Here is a 15,592-nt window from a genome sequence, read left to right as displayed (position 1 = left end):
TCAAGAGGTCCGATGAGAGCCGACGCAAAAAAGAACTATGATCACATCCTGGAGGTCGCGCGCGAGGTCCTCGGCAAGGGAGATGCAAGCGCATCCCTGCGTGACATCGCCCGAAAGGCGGGTGTTGGCGACGGCACGCTGCACCGACATTTCCCAACCCGGGAAACCCTGCTGGAGGCACTGCTGCGGACCAATTTTGAAGAGATGGCGCAAAGGGCGAGCGAGCTGGAAGCCTCCGACAACCCCGCCGAAGCACTCTTGACCTGGCTGAAAGAGGCCATCGCCATGACGCGCGACTATAGCGGCGTAATCGCGCCCATGGTCGCCGCCATTGCAGACGAAAGCTCAGCCCTCCATGGCTCTTGTGTCACGTTACGCTCGGCCGGAACCAGGCTGTTGACCCGGGCGCAAGCCAAAGGCGTCGCCCGGCCAGACATGGATGGCAACGATCTTTTTGCCCTGATCAGTGCCCTCGCATGGCTCGGCGAACAGCCGCCGCTGGTACCCCAGGCCCATCACCTGTTTGATCTGATCTCCGATGCGATCCGGACGAGGCGGCCGGCTTCAGCGGAATGAAGCTTGTGCCGGCAGAGCGGTCACTTGACCGCAAGCTGAAATCTCCGGCGGGTCAGAACCCCAGCGACTGCTGTGCAGGCTCCGGCGGCGTCAGGCGCACGCCTTCCAGCTCCAGCATATGCGCCTTCGAGGTCGAACCGCCCGGTGCCGAAAAGCCGCCGATCTTGCCGCCTGCGGCCAGCACGCGGTGGCAGGGGATGATCAGCGCCACCGGGTTCTTCGCCATGGCCTGGCCGACATCCCGGGCGGCCTCGGGACCGGCGCCCAGCTCCCTGGCGATCGTGCCGTATGTGGTCGTATGTCCCCAGCCTACCCGGCGAGCCGCGGCATAGATTTCCCTGAAGAAATCGTCCTGATCCTGAAGGTCGAGCTCGAAACGCGAGAAATCGACCTCTTCGCCGGCGAAATAGCGCTTAACCGCCTCGATCGCTTCCTGCACCTCGACCGGCGGCGTTCCGCGTTCGGCCTCCGGCAGCCGGCGCAGGAGAAGGCGCTCGGTGGAATCCGCGCTCTTCGTGGGAAGCTGAAAGCGGGTGATGCCGATATTGTTCCAGGCAATGCCGCAGAAGCCTCCGGCCGTTCCAAAAATGAGATATTGATGCGCAGCCATAATGTAACCTCCGCATGTTGCTTGATCTCAAGATCGGCCTTGCGGGCTTGAGATTCAACCCGTTTCTTGCCTCTCATCGTCTGGCCTCACGGAACTTTTCGTTGAGTTTGCTCCGGCAGGCGCTACGCTTTCCGCATGACAGGATCGCAGGCACGGACACGGATGCGACTGAAAGCGGCGAGGCTCCACACGCCTGCCGGTGGCGGCAGCTTTGTCATGTCGCATCTGTCGATCGGCCTCTTTCTCGTGGACCAGGATCGCCATCGGATTGCTGTGGGATCCGACAGGCGGCGGCATATCCCTCTCAAGGCCGGTGAAGGCTGGATCCTGCCGGCGGATGTCACCGGCATCTGCGAATATGATGAGGCACTTTCGTTCCTGAAGCTCGAATTGCCGGAGAGCCTGCTCGGCGATGTCGGCTTCTACCGCCCGCGGGATTTCGCACCGGTCGTTGGCGCCCTTGATCCGCTGCTTGCGCAATTCGTCCATCAAGCGGCCGCGACCACTGAAAGCGGGCCATCGCTCTATCGCGACACCATGCAGCTTGCCCTTGCCGCACATCTGGCCGAGGTGCTGTGGCCGCGGAAGCTGGGGCTTGCCGGCATTGAGGATCGACGGCTGCGCCGCGCGCTCGACTACATCCACGACAACCTTGCCGCGGACCTCTCTCTGGACGATCTCGCGTCCGAGGCCGCGATGAGCCGGTTCCATTTCGTCCGCGCCTTCACCAGGGCAACAGAGAAATCGCCGCTGCGCTACGTCATCGACCAGCGCATGGAGCTTGCCAAGCTGCTTTTGAAGACCACACGCCTGCCGATCGCCTCGATCGCCGCGAATGTCGGCTATGAGGACGTGTCCCGCTTTGGACAGCATTTCCGTCGCCATACTGGCACGACCCCCGCCGCATTCCGCGCCGACTAGAGCAAGAAAAGCATAATAAACGCCAAGAACCGCGCCTGTGAAACGGGTGGAGAGCTGCAATCCTTCGTGATCCGAATGGAGACAGGAGAAGCAGCATGAAGATCACGGCTCTTTCGACCTTCTGCGCGGCGCTGATGACGTCCGCCGCATTCGCCGCCGACATCCAGACACGCAAGGTCTCATTCGGGAATGAAGGCACAACGATTGCCGGCACGCTCTATCTGCCGGCGGATTATCAGCCCGGTCAGAAACGGCCCAGCGTCATCGTCGCCGGCGCCTGGACGTCGATCAAGGAGCAGATGTCCAGCCTCTATGCCCGCGAGATGGCGGAACGCGGCTTTGCCGCGCTTGCCTTCGACTATCGCGGCTGGGGCGAGTCGGGTGGCGCTATCCGCTTCAAGGAGGATCCGGCAACCAAAACCGGCGATATCGCCGCGGCGGCCGCATTCATGGCCACCTTGCCGGAAGTGGATGGCGACCGGATCAACGGGCTCGGCATCTGCGCCTCGGCGGGATACATGGCTGCGGCCGCGACGGGTCATGCGAATTTCGCCTCCGTCGCGCTGGTGGCGCCCTGGTTGCACAACAGGGACATCGTCAACCAGGTTTATGGCGGACCGGACGGCGTTTCCAGGCTGATCGCCACCTCACGGGAGGCGGAAGCTGCCGAACGCCTAGGCCAGCCGCAGATTATTACCGCCGCCAGCGCCGCCGACAAGACCTCACTCATGTACCAGATCCCGTATTACACCGAGGAAGGGCGTGGGCTCATTCCGCAATACGACAACCGCTTCAACCTCGCCTCCTGGGAGCCCTGGCTCACCTACGATTCCGTAGCGCTCGGGGCAAAGCTCGATAAGCCGGCGCTGATCGTTCATTCGGAGGCGGCAGCCGTGCCGCAGGGCGCGCATGCCTTTTATGCGCTTCTTCCCGGCGAAAAGTCCGAGCTTTGGCTTGATGGCGTCAACCAGTTCGATTTCTACGATCAGCCGAACCCGGTAACCATCGCCGCCGACGCGGTGGCGGCGCATTTCAACCGCCCGGACCACTCGGCCCAGCCGATTGATTCGCAAGATCGCGCCGCCATCACAGACGCCATCACCGATATCGCCGCCGGTGCCGACCGGCATCAATGGGATCGCGTGCGCCGTGCCTTCGCTGACGAAGTGAAACTCGATTATACCAGTCTCTGGGGCGGTGAGGCAGCAATCCAGCAGGCCGATACGGTGATCGAACAATGGTCGGACTTCCTGCCGGGCTTCGACGAAACGGTGCATCTCGTTACCAACCCTACTATCACCGTGATACGCGACGCGACCGCAACGGCCGAAGCCGATTTCCAGGCCACGCACCGTATCGACAACGATTTCTGGGTGCTGATGGGCCATTACCGCTACGAACTCACGAGAATGAATGAGGCATGGAAGGTCTCGGCACTCACCATGACCTACACGCATGAAACCGGCGATCGCGGCCTTGTTGCGCGCGCCGCCGAACGCGCCCGGCAGGCCCGCTGAAGCTCAGGAGAAAACCATGTCCAGAACGCTCACCCGAGCCTTGCCCGTCATCACCGCCCTCCTTTCAGGAGTGCCCGCCATGGCCGCCAGCCCGGAAGAAAACCGCAAGGTCATCACCGACTATTACACCGCCTATGCCGCGGGCGACCTGAGCAAGGTGGCCGACTTCTTTGCCGATGACATCGAATGGCATATCCCCGGCCACCACCCGCTCGCCGGCACCAAGCGCGGCAAGGCGGAAGTCGCCGCCTTCTTTCAACAGCTCGGCAAAGCCGGCTTCCGCGCCGAACTGATCGCGCTGATGGCTGATGAGAACTGGGTGATCGACATGCATCGCGGCTGGTCGAACCGCGAGGGCGACAATGTCGACACCATCTGGGTGCTCGCCTTCCGCATCGAGAACGGCAAGATCAGGGAAGCCCGCAATTTCTCCTACGATCAGGCCGCAGCCGACACGTTCTTCTGGCATGCCTATCCCCTGAAACCGCTGCCGGAGCGACTGGCGGATTAACCGTAATCCGCATGTTCACTTTTTGTTCTTTACACCTCGCGCAAGCTCCGCTAGGTTTTCATCCTTGGTAGTAACCCGGGATGGAATGATCAGGACGGTCGCGAAATGAGCTTGGGGAGATATGTGAGCCAATCCTCGCTTCCCTTTGGCGAAGATCGAGCTCATTTTGAAAATGTGGCGAGGCTGCAGCCGAGCAAGCTGTTCATCGGCCTGAAACCCAATTCGCCCCTTTCATGTCGAATGCACCGTGCCGCCGCGCGGCATGCGCTCGGCAGAACAAGGCGGCCCGCCTACCCGGCACACCTCTTGCACATGACGCTGCTTTGCGTGGAAGAATTCCGCGCGCCGCCGCGGCATCTCATCCCTGTTATTCAAAAGGCGATCGGTGGGATTGGAGCAAGGCCCATTCCGATTGCGCTTGACGGAAGTAACCTGTTTGGCCGCAAGAGGCATCTCGTACTGACGAGTTCGACGGGGAATCGGGAACTCAGGAGCTTTGTGAGGATACTTCGCAATACACTCTCGCGGCATAATCTGCCCCGTTTTCCGCTCACGTCTTTCGAACCGCATGTGACGGTCATCTACGACTGCGGCCAGATCGATCTTCTGCCCGTCCCTCAACCGTATGCCTGGACTGCAGGCGAGTTCCTGCTCATCTACAGCCACTACGGAGAGACCCGGCATGAAGAGTTCGGACGGTGGCGGTTCGACCCGGACGCGCCGCCCTACCCTTCGTCGCCAGAGCAGTTACGCCTGATGATTTGAAAATTTCTGGCCGCCATGTCGGGTCGAGCGGCGTCGCTCCGTCCTTTGAGACGGTCACTGAAAGAGGAGAACAAAATGGCCATTCAGAAGCACAAGATCGTCCCGCATCTCTGGTTCGAGGACAATGCGGAAGAGGCCGTCAATTTCTATGTCTCGATATTCGAGAACTCGCGCGTTACGGATGTCTCCCGTTATGGCGAAGCCGGTCCGCGGCCAAAGGGGTCGGTGCTGGCGATGGCCTTCGAACTCGAGGGCCAGAGTTTCGCCGCCATCAACGGCGGGCCGTGGGCCAGGTTCAACGGCGCCGTCTCCTTCCTCGTCCATTGCGAAACACAGGAGGAAATCGACTGCTATTACGACAAGCTCGTCGAAGGCGGCCAGCAGCAACCCTGCGGCTGGCTGACGGATCGATTCGGTCTCGTCTGGCAGGTCAATTATGCCAGGCTGCCGAAGATGCTGACGGACCGTGATGCCATCCGGGCAAACCGGGTCATGGAAGCAATGATGAAGATGAAAAAGATCGACATCGCCCGCCTGGAAGAAGCCTATGATGGAAAGGCCTCAGCTTCGAACGTGTCGCGATCGTTCAGATTTGCCTGACCTGCTTTAAGCTCTTGTTTTCACGCACGTCGTTACCGCAAACCGATACACATTTTTGCGCGCCATGCTGTAGACCCGGATTGCCAGGCGCAGGCCGCCCCAGTGGCGGCCGCTCACCGTGATCGGCGCGGAAATGTCCTTCATCAGCACGAACTGGCCGCCGCCCATGTCGCGACGATAGGTCTGCAGCAGGAAAGGCTCCTGGTTTCGGCCGGCGGCGAGGCCGACGCGATCGTTGAAAATGCGCCGGTTGCGGCAGTTTGCCATATTCCAGGTCACGTCCCCGGATCGCTGGCGCTGCGAGAACTTGCGGTTATGGGTGGGCAGGTAGCCGTTCTCGTCCACAGCGGCGCAGAAGGCGATGCGCTCATCGCCTTCGACCACCGGCTCCTGGATCGGCGGCAGAACGGTATCGGTGAAATCGGTGAAGCGCGTCATGTACTGGACCGGATCGCTGCCCGGGATCGCGGCATATTGCCGGTCGAAAAGCGAAGCGAGATCGATGCGGCCGGATTTCATGCCAGCCTCGAAGGCGGCCGAAACCCTGGCGGCAAGCGCCATCACCTGGCGGATATAAGGACTGTCCGGTGTCTCGACACCGGCACTGGCGGTCGCCTGGATCATCCGCTCTGAAATCGTCACCACCTCGCCGACTCGGGACGAGGTTTCCTGAAGCTGGTCGTTGGACTTCAGGATCGCGTTCGCAGCGGACGCGATCGAAGAGGCGAACTCACCGCATTGCCGGTCAACCGTCTCGGTCGTCCCGGTCAAAGAGGATGCGTTGTCGAGAATCCGCGTCATCACGTCCTCGACGCCCTTGAAGGACCCTTGCACCTTCAACGCGGTCGTCTTAACGCCTTCGGCGGAGCGGCTGGCGCCTTCGCCGGCTGAGACCAATCGGTCGATCCGACTATTCAACTGGTCGAGCGTCGTCTGGATCGAGCTCGTCGTCTGGGATGTCTGAAGGGAGAGCGCCCTGACTTCCGCGGCGACCACGGCAAACCCCTTGCCGGCCTCGCCCGCGCGCGCCGCCTCGATTGCAGCATTGAGTGCGAGCAGGTTCGTCTGCCGGGCGATCGTGCCGATCGCCTCGGCCAGCCGTCCAACATCCCCCAGAGCAGCTGAGAAAAGCTTGATCTCCGCGCCGATCTCCTGTGACGCGTTGACCATGTTGTCGATCGCGGCGACGGATCCTGAAAGCTGCTCGGCCTGTTCGCCGAGCACCTGCCGGGCATTCGCGGTCAACTCATCAGATTCATGGAGGGAACGGGCGATCTGCCCGTTGGCTTCCGCGATCGATTGCGCGGATTGGGTAAGGCGGCTCAACAGGGCTGCATGCTGGGAGGATTGGGCGGCGGTGTCTTGCACCGCGCCGGCGATATCGACCAGATGAATACCAAGGGCCGAAGCCTCGCTCGCGAGCTTGACGACAGAACGCCTCAATACCTCACCGTCGAGAGGCTCGGCGTCCGATGCTTCACTTTCCCTGATGACCTGCCCGATCGCGCTCACCTGCACCTCCCAGATACTAGGAGATTATCTGATAGCGATGGTTAACGGACAGTTTCCACGTGTATCACTCCCGACCCTATACTTAAGGCTGAGAGTGAGCTTGTCGGATGCCCGAAGGATCGAGGATCGGGCTTAGCCGATCCGGTCGAAAGCCTTGGGGTCGATGCCGAGCATCTGAAGATCGCTGTTGTTCGGGCGACGATGGTTTTCAACGGCGGCCGAAACCGAGATCGCAGCGCTCATGACGGCGAAGGCGCGGCCAATGGCACCACCACGGGTCTTGCTCTTGATGGACATGTTAATCTCTCCTTTTTCGTTCCACTAAAATATGATGTTTTGCCCGTTTTTGTGCAATGCACAACAGAACAAGGGAGACATGCAGCTTTCACATAACGCTCATTGAGCAAGCGCAATGACTTGCATGGCAAGTGCTGCTCTTGTTATCGGTCTGCCCGAAGCAGGGGGTATTCGATGGCAATCACGATCTACGGCATCAAGAACTGCGACACGATGAAGAAGGCCCGCGCCTGGCTCGACAGGAAGGGCATCGCCTACGCCTTTCACGACTATAAGGTCGAAGGCATCGACCACGCCCATCTTGACCGGTGGGTGGACCGCGCCGGCTGGGAGACGGTCCTGAACCGGGCCGGCACGACCTTCAAGAAGCTGGACGATGCCGACAAGGCCGGGCTTGACCGCGAGAAGGCAATTGGACTGATGCTTGCCCAGCCCTCGATGATCAAGCGCCCGGTTCTCGAAGCAGACGGCCAGCTGGTCGTCGGTTTCAAGCCGGAGGTTTATGAAGAGGCATTCGCCGAGGTCTGAACCATGTCCAGGACCACCCGCGCCACACAGGCCCTCCAGAAGGCAGGCGTCGCCTTCACCACCGTCACCTATGATTACGATCCGAATGCCGACCGGATCGGCTTGCAGGCCGCGGAAGCAATCGGCGAGGAGCCACGCCGGGTGCTGAAGACGCTGATGGCGGAAATGGACGGCAAGCCGGTCTGCGTCGTGGTGCCGTCGGATCGTGAAGTCTCGATGAAGAAGCTCGCCGCCGCCTTCGGCGGCAAGTCAGCCAACATGATGAAGCCCGCTGACGCCGAGCGTGCGACCGGCTATCATGTCGGCGGCATCAGCCCATTCGGGCAGAAGAAACAGGTGCCAACCGCGATCGAAGTTACGGCGCTCGACGAGCCCTATGTCTTCATCAATGGCGGCCAGCGCGGCCTGCAGGTTCGGCTTGACCCGAAAGCAGCGCGGGATGCACTGAAGGCGATCGCTGCCCCGCTCGTAACGTGAGACGACCATGTCCGAAATGACCGCGACATTGCGAATCCTCGAGCCCTTTCCGGGCATCTTCGCCTATTACGACGGACGGATAGCCGGCAAAAGGCTGCATGCCGAAACGGCCAACTGGCTCGATGATGGCGCCTATGCGCTCGGCATCGCTTCCTATGCCCTCGTCGACGGGCAGGAGGCGCTCGTCTACGACACGCATATCTCGCTCGATCATGCCCGCGCCATCCGCGCTCATCTCGAAGGGCTCGGGGTCACCACGATCCGGGTCGTGCTCAGCCACTGGCACGATGACCATATTGCTGGCAGTGCGGTGTTTTCGGACTGCGAGATCATCGCGCTGAAGCTGACTGCCGAAAGGCTCGCGCAAAACCGCGAGAAGATCGAGAGCGCCGATCCGCCGATCTCGCCGCTCGTCATGCCGAATACGGTTTTCGAGAAACGGCTCGACCTCGTCGTCGGCACCCAAAAGGTCGAACTGCATCATTTCGCCATCCACAGCGCCGACGGCAATGTCATCTGGCTACCGGAGCAGCAACTGCTCCTGGCCGGCGACACGGTCGAGGATACCGTCACCTATATTTCGGAGGCGGCCGAGATCGGAATGCATATTGTGGAACTGACACGCATGCGCAGCTGGCCGATCGCCAAAATCCTGCCGGCACATGGCGATCCGGACCGTATCGCATCAGGCGGCTACGGTCCGGCCCTGATCGATGCGAACCGGGCCTATCTGCAACGGCTGACAGGCGCCATTACGGCCGGAGAGGAGATAGATCCCTCCCTCAAATCCTTCGCGGCAGAAGAAATCGCCTCCGGTGCGACCCTCTATTTCGCACCCTACGAGAAGGTTCACGCAAACAACATCGCGGCGGTCAAGGCAGCAATGGATCGCTGAACGATCTTCAATTTTGCCTCAAACCTCTTTAAGTCTGGCAGATCGCACAGGAAGAAAGCAGAGGCCCCCATGACAATCGTGCCGAATTTTCAAACCGTCGTCGATCCGCAGAAGCTCGAGAAACTGGCGGAAGTGGCCATCAAGGTGGGCCTCAGGCTCGAGAAGGGTCAGGATCTGGTCATCACGGCGCCGCTTGCCGCCCTGCCGCTCGTCCGGCTCATCACCAAACATGCCTACAAGGCTGGGGCCGGTATCGTCACGACCTTCTATTCTGACGAGGAAACCACGCTGGCGCGTTATGAATTTGCGCCGGACGCAAGCTTCGACAAAGCCTCCGACTGGCTCTACGAGGGCATGGCCAAGGCCTATGGCAATGGCGCGGCGCGCCTTGCCATTGCCGGCGACAGCCCAATGCTGCTTTCAGGCCAGGACCCGTCCAAGGTGGCGCGCGCCAACAAGGCGAATTCCTTGGCCTACAAGCCGGCGCTGGAAAAGATCGCCAATTTCGACATCAACTGGAACATCGTCTCCTATCCCAACCCGTCCTGGGCCAAACAGGTCTTCCCGGACGTTCCCGAAGATGTGGCCGTCGGCAAGCTGGCGGAAGCGATCTTTGCCGCATCGCGCGTCGATGTCGCCGACCCGATTTCGGCCTGGGCGGAGCACAATGCCAATCTCACGAAGCGGTCGAGCTGGCTGAACGGCGAGCGCTTCTCCGCGCTCCATTTCACTGGCCCGGGAACGGATCTGACCGTGGGTCTCGCCGACGGCCACGAGTGGCATGGCGGGGCTTCCACCGCCAAGAACGGCATCACCTGCAACCCGAATATCCCGACGGAGGAAGTCTTCACCACGCCGCACGCCTTGCGCGTCGAAGGGCATGTGTCGAGCACCAAGCCGTTGTCGCACCAGGGCACGCTGATCGACAATATCCAGGTGAAATTCGAGGGCGGCCGCATTGTCGAAGCCAAGGCGACCAGGGGCGAGGAAGTGCTGAACAAGGTGCTGGATACCGACGAAGGCGCCCGCCGGCTCGGCGAAGTGGCGCTGGTGCCGCATTCCTCGCCGATCTCCAAGAGCGGCATCCTGTTCTACAATACACTGTTCGACGAGAACGCCTCCTGCCACATCGCGCTCGGCCAGTGCTATTCGAAATGCTTCCTCGACGGCGCATCGCTTAGCCAGGATCAGATCAAGGCGCAGGGCGGCAATTCGAGCCTCATCCACATCGACTGGATGATCGGCTCCGACAAGGTCGATATCGACGGCATCAAGCCCGACGGTTCGAAGGTGCCGGTCATGCGCAAGGGCGAATGGGCCTGATTTTCCTGCCGAGTTGACTTTCCTTCCTGGGCGGCGGGAAACTGATCGGGCCGGCATGCCATGCGTGTCGGCCGATGATCAGAACGAGAGCCGAAGAGGGAAACTGCCATGCCTTACTCGCTTGTCCGTCTGGCTGCGCCGCTCGGTGCCGCCCTTCTTGCCATTGCCCCGATCACAACCGCCGTCGCCCAGGAGCCTGGCCTCTGGAAGGTCTATAACGAGACGCTGAAGGGCGCCAAATATGTCGATTTGACCCACACGATCACCCCGAACATCCCGGTCTGGGCCGGCTTCGGCAAATCTGCCTTCGGTCAGGCGGCGGCCGGGGTCGACCTCGAAGGCTATGCCAAGAAGGGTGAGACCTTCACCTTCGAAAAGCATGGCTTCGCCGCCTCGACCTATAACCTCGCCACCGATCAGCTCGGGACCCAGCTCGATCCGCCGGCGCACTGGGCTCCGGAATATGCGGCGATCGACGAAATCCCGGCGACCTATGCGGTGCGGCCGCTCGTCGTCATCAACATAGAAGACAAGGTGCAGACCGATCCGGGCTATCACCTGCAGGTCTCCGACATCACCGAGTTCGAAGCCAGGCACGGCCGCGTTCCAGAAGGTTCGGTGGTCTTCGTGCGCTCCGGCTGGTCCAAGAAATGGCCCGATCCCTCGCTTTCGACCACAACGCCCTTTCCGGGCGTTTCGCTCGACGCTCTGAAATTCCTGCATCTTGAGCGCAACATCCTGTTCCATGGCCACGAGCCACTCGACACGGATACGACACCCAATCTGGAAGGCGAACACTGGCTGATGCACAACGGTTTTGCGCAAGCCGAAGGGGTCGCAAACCTCGACCAGGTGCCGGAAACGGGTGCGCTGGTGGCGATCGGCTATCCGAAGTTCGGCGGCGGGGTGGGCGGTTATGCCCGCTATATCGCGATCTGCCCGCCGGACTGGCAATATGGCGTTGCGATCGGCTCCGTACCGGAGGCGCCATTGCAGAAATTCGACAAGCCGCTGCACTTCGACGAGCAGGCGGGCATGCGCACGCGCTAAAGATACGAGCGCAGGAGACGCCCCGCCTGATCGGTTACCGCAAGACCTGGAGCGCGGTCCTGACGCGCTCCAGATGCGCCGCGCGCCTGGCTTCGGTCGCGCGGTCCATGTCGTGCAGCGCCAGCATGCGGAAATCGACCTTTCTGTTGCAGAAAATCGCAATGCCGCGCCTGAGTTGCCGTCGAACCGGATCGCCCATGTAGAATTTCACGACCCACCAGGGCGAACCGGTCGTGGTGAAGACCCAGAAATGCCGGATATTGGTGAGCTGCGGGACGATCCTGCCGCCAGCCTTGTCATGATGGAAGGCCACGCCCGGCGCAAAAACGCGATCGAAGAAACCTTTCAGGATCGCCGGCAGATTGAACCACCACTGCGGGAAAACGAGGATCAGCGTTTCCGCTACCTTCAGCCGCGCGACAAGACCGGCGACGTCGGAAATATCGTAAGGCACGTCAAAATAGCCGCGTCGCTCCCTCTCCGTCAGCCGCGGATCGAAATTCTCGGCATAAAGGTCGAGGAGATCGACGGTGTGGCCATTCGCCTCCAGCGTCTCGCGCACGGTGCGGGCGACAGATGCAGCAAAGCTTTCCGAAAGAGGATGAGCGAGAACGAGCAGGACCCGCATCAGAAAAGGCTGCCCTGTTTCGGCTTGTCACCCCCATCCTCCGGCTTTGCCACGCGCTTTTTCGGCTGCGGCGGAGCGACGGGTCGCTCGGCGATCTCACCACCCGCCCCCGTCACAGCCACGATGCGTCCATCGGAGAATTCGACAGCAATCGCCCTCCCCTCACCAATGCCGGCAGCACGGGTCAGCGGCCTGTCGTCTTCCCCGCGCACCACGGCAAAGCCGCGCTTCAGCACATTCTTGTAGGAGAGTGACTGCAATACGCGATCCTGTGCCGTGATCGCCGAACGGCTGCGGGCAAGCGTGTGCGAAACCGCGGTATCCGCATGACGAGACAACGACGTGAGATGCTGCAGATCGCGCTGCAACTGGCCGATCAGCCGCACCGGCAGGGCTTTCAGCGATGCCTCAAATTTCGCAACGCGCCCGCGTTCTCTCAACAACTGCCGTTCGAGGCACCGTTCGCTGCGGGTGATCCGGTCGGCCAGCAATTGCCGCTGCTGGGCAAGGCGGTTCGTGAGCAGTTCCAGCCGGAGACCCGATGAGGTTCGCTCGAAACTGCGGCGCTTGACGACGGTCGTACGCTCAAGCCCACGCCCGAGACCGGCTGCCGCCTCATCGAAACGGCGCCGTGGCAAAGCCAGCAACTGATCAAGCGAAGGAAGCGCGCGGACCAGTGCGCGAACCGACTGGCGGCGCAGGTCCATCTGACGGCTGGTAGAACCGCGCAGGCGCGCCGTCAGGTTGGCAATCTGCGCGTCCAGATCGGCCTTGACCGGCACGGCCATTTCCGCCGCACCCGTCGGCGTCGGGGCACGCACATCCGCCGCGTGGTCGATCAGCGTCCAATCGGTTTCATGGCCGACGGCTGAGATCAGCGGGATTTCGCTTTCCGCCGCCGCCCGCACCACCGCTTCGTCGTTGAAGCTCCAGAGATCCTCAAGGCTGCCGCCGCCGCGGGCGACGATCAGCACGTCCGGCCGCCTGACGGGGCCGCCCGGCACGAGCGCATTGAAGCCGCGGATCGCCGCCGCCACCTCGTCGCCCGACCCTTCGCCCTGCACTTTCACCGGCCAGACGATAACATGCACCGGAAAGCGGTCGGAGATGCGGTGCAGGATATCGCGGATGACGGCGCCGGTCGGCGAAGTCACGACACCGACCACATGCGGCAGGAAGGGAAGAGGCCGCTTGCGGTTCTGATCGAACAGGCCTTCGGCGGCGAGCCGCCGGCGTCGCTCCTCGATCAGCGCCATGAGCGCGCCGGCACCGGCCGGCTCCAGGCTCTCGATGACGATCTGGTATTTGGACGAGCCCGGGAAGGTGGTGACCTTGCCGGTCGCGATGACTTCCATGCCCTCTTCGGGCCGGAACTTGATGCGCGGGAAGGTGCCCTTCCAGATGACAGCATCGATGCGGGCGCGGTCGTCCTTCAGCGAGAAATAGGCGTGACCCGAGGAATGCTGGCCGCGATAGCCGGAAATCTCGCCCCGTACCCGCACGTGGTCGAAAGCGTTCTCGACCGTGCGCTTGATCGAGCCGGAGAGTTCCGACACCGAATATTCGGTGACGTTCGTAGGCGAATCGTTGGCGATAAGACTGTTCATCCCGTTCTTTTAAAGGATGTGGCCCACAAATTCATCACCCGAAGCCGAAACGAAACGGGGACGATCGATCTTGGAAAAAGAGGCCCGAGCGGAAAAATTTGCAGCGCGATGCCGCTGTATTTTCCAACCCATCATCGCTCAACTGCTTGAGCAAGCATCTTTTCTTTTTTCACCTCGGCCACATTTCCCTTTTGTGGGGCAGCCCGGATTTCCGGAATCCGATGTTTTTTGTGTCCTCAAATCTCCCCGGAGCAGGGAGAAAAGCGACAATGACGGCGAAGGACATTCAAGGAGATTTCGCCCATGCACGACCGTTTCGCCAACATGCAAGCTTCGCTTTCCGGCCCCGCCTCTTCCGGTTTTTCCATCACGCCGAGCGACGGCAGCGATCTGCCGGAGGCCACGCGGGCGCTCTATGTGGGGACCGGAGGCAATCTGACGGTGCGGATGCTTTCCGGCGAAACGCTGACGCTCTCGAATGTCTCGTCCGGCAGTCTTCTGCCGCTGCGGATAACCCGTGTCCTTGCGACGGGAACGACGGCAGCGGCGATTGCCGGGCTCGTCTGATGAAAATGCCCAGGATTTCTGAATAGGAGTCCCGCAAGCATTTGTTAGCACGCGGCGAATATGCTTGCTTCACCCGAAGACGGAAAGGAGGTGTCGAGTGCTTTTTTTGACCGCTGCATCGATAGGCGTCTGTGCCGGCATGATGCGGTCTGCCTTTTCGGTAGCGTTCATCGCGTTTCTGATCGTGACCACGTTTGCGCTCGCCACCCTCACCTCGTCCGGGCCGGCATCCTATCTCAATCTCCTGATCGCCATTCTCGGCTACAATGCCGGCTTGATCAATTTTCTCGCCGGTCTTCTCCTCGTCCGTCGCCTTCGCGCGGCATGAAACGGCTCTTCCGGTTGCTGATGGCGGGGGGCGGTGGCTTTCTCATCGATGCCGGGCTCACGCAAATCCTCATCGAAGCCGGCAGATTTAGCCCGTTCCTCGCCCGCATCCCGGCGATCATGGCCGCCATGGCTTTCACCTGGGTCGTCAACCGTACTTTCGACCGATCCCCCCGTTCTCCCGCTGTCGAAGGCTTTCGCTACTGGGTGATCGGCATCACCGCAGCCTTGCTCAACTACGCCATCTATTCGGCGCTCATGTACCGGGCGCCGTTCCTGCAGCCCGTCGTCGCCGTCACCTTCGCGTCGCTGGCGGCCATGGTCTATAGTTTCTTCGGCTATTCGCGCTTCGTCTTCCGGCACTGAGCCGCGTCAGACCGCTTCCCAGCCGTCATGACCGCCGGCGCGATAGATGGCGTCGATGAACTTCTGGTTCCGAAGCGAATTTTCGAGCATCACCACCTCGGCCTTCTCTCCCTTCGCCGCGCGCGCGAAGGTTTCGACCTGTCGTTTGTACTGGCGGCTGTCGGGGAAGCGGAAAATCTGCGAGGTCGCATGGTTCTGGTTGGCGACCTCGATCTCCTCGGCGCCCCAGCGGTTGGCATTGAAGGGCGATTTCACCTCGATGTAGCCCTCGGTGCCGTGGAAGACCATGATCTGGCGGGCAGCCATCTGGGTGGCAATATAGAAGGTCAGTTCGAACGAACCGAAATCCGCCTTGATGCTGGAATAAATGTCCGTGCCGAAGCCCGGATCACGCTCCACCTTCGCCTGCACCTTGAGAGGCTCCAATGAAAGAACACAAGGGGCAAAACACCTTCGGTTGGCGGCTTTTCCTTGGGTTCGGTTATGTTTTGACCGGCGTTTTGACCGATCGGCTA

The 15,592-nt window shown here is 61.3% G+C and carries 19 protein-coding genes and 1 pseudogene; 14 read left to right on the top strand and 6 right to left on the bottom strand.

The features are described 5' to 3' along the window. Positions 1-12: 12 nt before the first annotated feature. The gene (locus tag J2046_RS00100; RefSeq protein WP_210047638.1) at positions 13-576 is read left to right on the top strand and encodes a TetR/AcrR family transcriptional regulator; all 564 of its coding nucleotides are present in this window, start codon (positions 13-15) and stop codon (positions 574-576) included. A 52-nt stretch (positions 577-628) separates the two neighbouring features. On the opposite strand, the gene J2046_RS00095 is transcribed toward J2046_RS00100, so the two are convergent. After that, positions 629-1,186: a methylated-DNA--[protein]-cysteine S-methyltransferase gene (locus J2046_RS00095; RefSeq protein ID WP_210047637.1), complete on the bottom strand. Its 558-nt coding sequence runs from the start codon at positions 1,184-1,186 to the stop codon at positions 629-631. Positions 1,187-1,348: 162 nt separating this feature from the next. Between J2046_RS00095 and J2046_RS00090 the strand changes: the two genes are divergently transcribed. From J2046_RS00090 to J2046_RS00070, 5 genes are all read left to right on the top strand, one after another. Beyond that, the gene (locus J2046_RS00090; protein WP_233469453.1) at positions 1,349-2,107 is read left to right on the top strand and encodes an AraC family transcriptional regulator; all 759 of its coding nucleotides are present in this window, start codon (positions 1,349-1,351) and stop codon (positions 2,105-2,107) included. 95 nt (positions 2,108-2,202) lie between these two features. Next, positions 2,203-3,624, top strand: coding sequence for an alpha/beta fold hydrolase (locus tag J2046_RS33670; RefSeq protein ID WP_233469452.1), 1,422 nt, complete (start codon positions 2,203-2,205; stop codon positions 3,622-3,624). A gap of 16 nt (positions 3,625-3,640) precedes the next feature. Next, on the top strand, positions 3,641-4,135 hold the full coding sequence (locus J2046_RS00080) for a nuclear transport factor 2 family protein (RefSeq protein ID WP_210047636.1): 495 nt from the start codon (positions 3,641-3,643) through the stop codon (positions 4,133-4,135). A 105-nt stretch (positions 4,136-4,240) separates the two neighbouring features. Further along, complete coding sequence (locus tag J2046_RS00075; RefSeq protein WP_210047635.1) at positions 4,241-4,900, top strand: 2'-5' RNA ligase family protein; 660 nt, start codon at positions 4,241-4,243, stop codon at positions 4,898-4,900. Positions 4,901-4,975: 75 nt separating this feature from the next. Further along, complete coding sequence (locus tag J2046_RS00070) at positions 4,976-5,500, top strand: VOC family protein (RefSeq protein WP_210047634.1); 525 nt, start codon at positions 4,976-4,978, stop codon at positions 5,498-5,500. A 6-nt stretch (positions 5,501-5,506) separates the two neighbouring features. On the opposite strand, the gene J2046_RS00065 is transcribed toward J2046_RS00070, so the two are convergent. Together J2046_RS00065 and J2046_RS00060 are read right to left on the bottom strand one after the other, a co-directional pair. Next, positions 5,507-7,012 carry a methyl-accepting chemotaxis protein gene (locus J2046_RS00065; protein ID WP_210047632.1) on the bottom strand — a complete coding sequence of 502 codons (1,506 nt, stop codon included), beginning with the start codon at positions 7,010-7,012 and terminating at the stop codon, positions 5,507-5,509. A 132-nt stretch (positions 7,013-7,144) separates the two neighbouring features. Next, positions 7,145-7,309 (bottom strand): hypothetical protein, encoded by a 165-nt coding sequence (locus J2046_RS00060; protein ID WP_200884034.1) that lies wholly within the window; start codon positions 7,307-7,309, stop codon positions 7,145-7,147. 174 nt (positions 7,310-7,483) lie between these two features. Here J2046_RS00060 and J2046_RS00055 point away from each other — a divergent pair, with 174 nt between their 5' ends. The 5 genes from J2046_RS00055 (at position 7,484) to J2046_RS00035 (ending at position 11,582) form a co-directional block, all read left to right on the top strand. Further along, positions 7,484-7,837, top strand: coding sequence for an ArsC family reductase (locus J2046_RS00055; protein ID WP_210047630.1), 354 nt, complete (start codon positions 7,484-7,486; stop codon positions 7,835-7,837). Positions 7,838-7,840: 3 nt separating this feature from the next. Further along, complete coding sequence (gene ybaK, locus J2046_RS00050) at positions 7,841-8,314, top strand: Cys-tRNA(Pro) deacylase (protein WP_210047628.1); 474 nt, start codon at positions 7,841-7,843, stop codon at positions 8,312-8,314. A 7-nt stretch (positions 8,315-8,321) separates the two neighbouring features. After that, on the top strand, positions 8,322-9,209 hold the full coding sequence (locus J2046_RS00045) for an MBL fold metallo-hydrolase (RefSeq protein ID WP_210047626.1): 888 nt from the start codon (positions 8,322-8,324) through the stop codon (positions 9,207-9,209). 69 nt (positions 9,210-9,278) lie between these two features. Next, complete coding sequence (locus J2046_RS00040; RefSeq protein ID WP_210047625.1) at positions 9,279-10,532, top strand: aminopeptidase; 1,254 nt, start codon at positions 9,279-9,281, stop codon at positions 10,530-10,532. Positions 10,533-10,640: 108 nt separating this feature from the next. Then, positions 10,641-11,582, top strand: coding sequence for a cyclase family protein (locus tag J2046_RS00035; RefSeq protein WP_210047624.1), 942 nt, complete (start codon positions 10,641-10,643; stop codon positions 11,580-11,582). A gap of 34 nt (positions 11,583-11,616) precedes the next feature. On the opposite strand, the gene J2046_RS00030 is transcribed toward J2046_RS00035, so the two are convergent. Both J2046_RS00030 and xseA read right to left on the bottom strand, forming a co-directional pair. Then, on the bottom strand, positions 11,617-12,210 hold the full coding sequence (locus J2046_RS00030) for an NAD(P)H-dependent oxidoreductase (RefSeq protein WP_210047620.1): 594 nt from the start codon (positions 12,208-12,210) through the stop codon (positions 11,617-11,619). Further along, the gene (gene xseA, locus J2046_RS00025; protein ID WP_210047619.1) at positions 12,210-13,817 is read right to left on the bottom strand and encodes an exodeoxyribonuclease VII large subunit; all 1,608 of its coding nucleotides are present in this window, start codon (positions 13,815-13,817) and stop codon (positions 12,210-12,212) included. Before xseA ends, J2046_RS00030 begins: the two co-directional genes overlap by 1 nt. A gap of 303 nt (positions 13,818-14,120) precedes the next feature. On the opposite strand from xseA, the gene J2046_RS00020 reads away from it, so the two are divergent. The 3 genes from J2046_RS00020 (at position 14,121) to J2046_RS00010 (ending at position 15,077) form a co-directional block, all read left to right on the top strand. Next, positions 14,121-14,384, top strand: a complete 264-nt coding sequence (locus J2046_RS00020) for a spike base protein, RCAP_Rcc01079 family (RefSeq protein ID WP_037159459.1) — start codon at positions 14,121-14,123, stop codon at positions 14,382-14,384. Between the two features lie 97 nt (positions 14,385-14,481). Next, complete coding sequence (locus J2046_RS00015; RefSeq protein ID WP_210047618.1) at positions 14,482-14,712, top strand: hypothetical protein; 231 nt, start codon at positions 14,482-14,484, stop codon at positions 14,710-14,712. Continuing rightward, positions 14,709-15,077 (top strand): GtrA family protein, encoded by a 369-nt coding sequence (locus J2046_RS00010; RefSeq protein WP_210047616.1) that lies wholly within the window; start codon positions 14,709-14,711, stop codon positions 15,075-15,077. The genes J2046_RS00015 and J2046_RS00010 overlap by 4 nt, the downstream gene beginning before the upstream one ends. Before the next feature lie 6 nt (positions 15,078-15,083). Here the strand turns inward: J2046_RS00010 and J2046_RS00005 are convergent. Beyond that, positions 15,084-15,500, bottom strand: a pseudogene (locus J2046_RS00005) (gfo/Idh/MocA family oxidoreductase); the annotation flags it as partial. Between the last annotated feature and the right edge of the window lie 92 nt (positions 15,501-15,592).

The organism is Neorhizobium petrolearium (genome assembly GCF_017873175.1).
Taxonomy (GTDB): Bacteria; Pseudomonadota; Alphaproteobacteria; order Rhizobiales; family Rhizobiaceae; genus Neorhizobium; species Neorhizobium petrolearium.
This window is presented reverse-complemented; position numbering and strand designations above follow the sequence as displayed.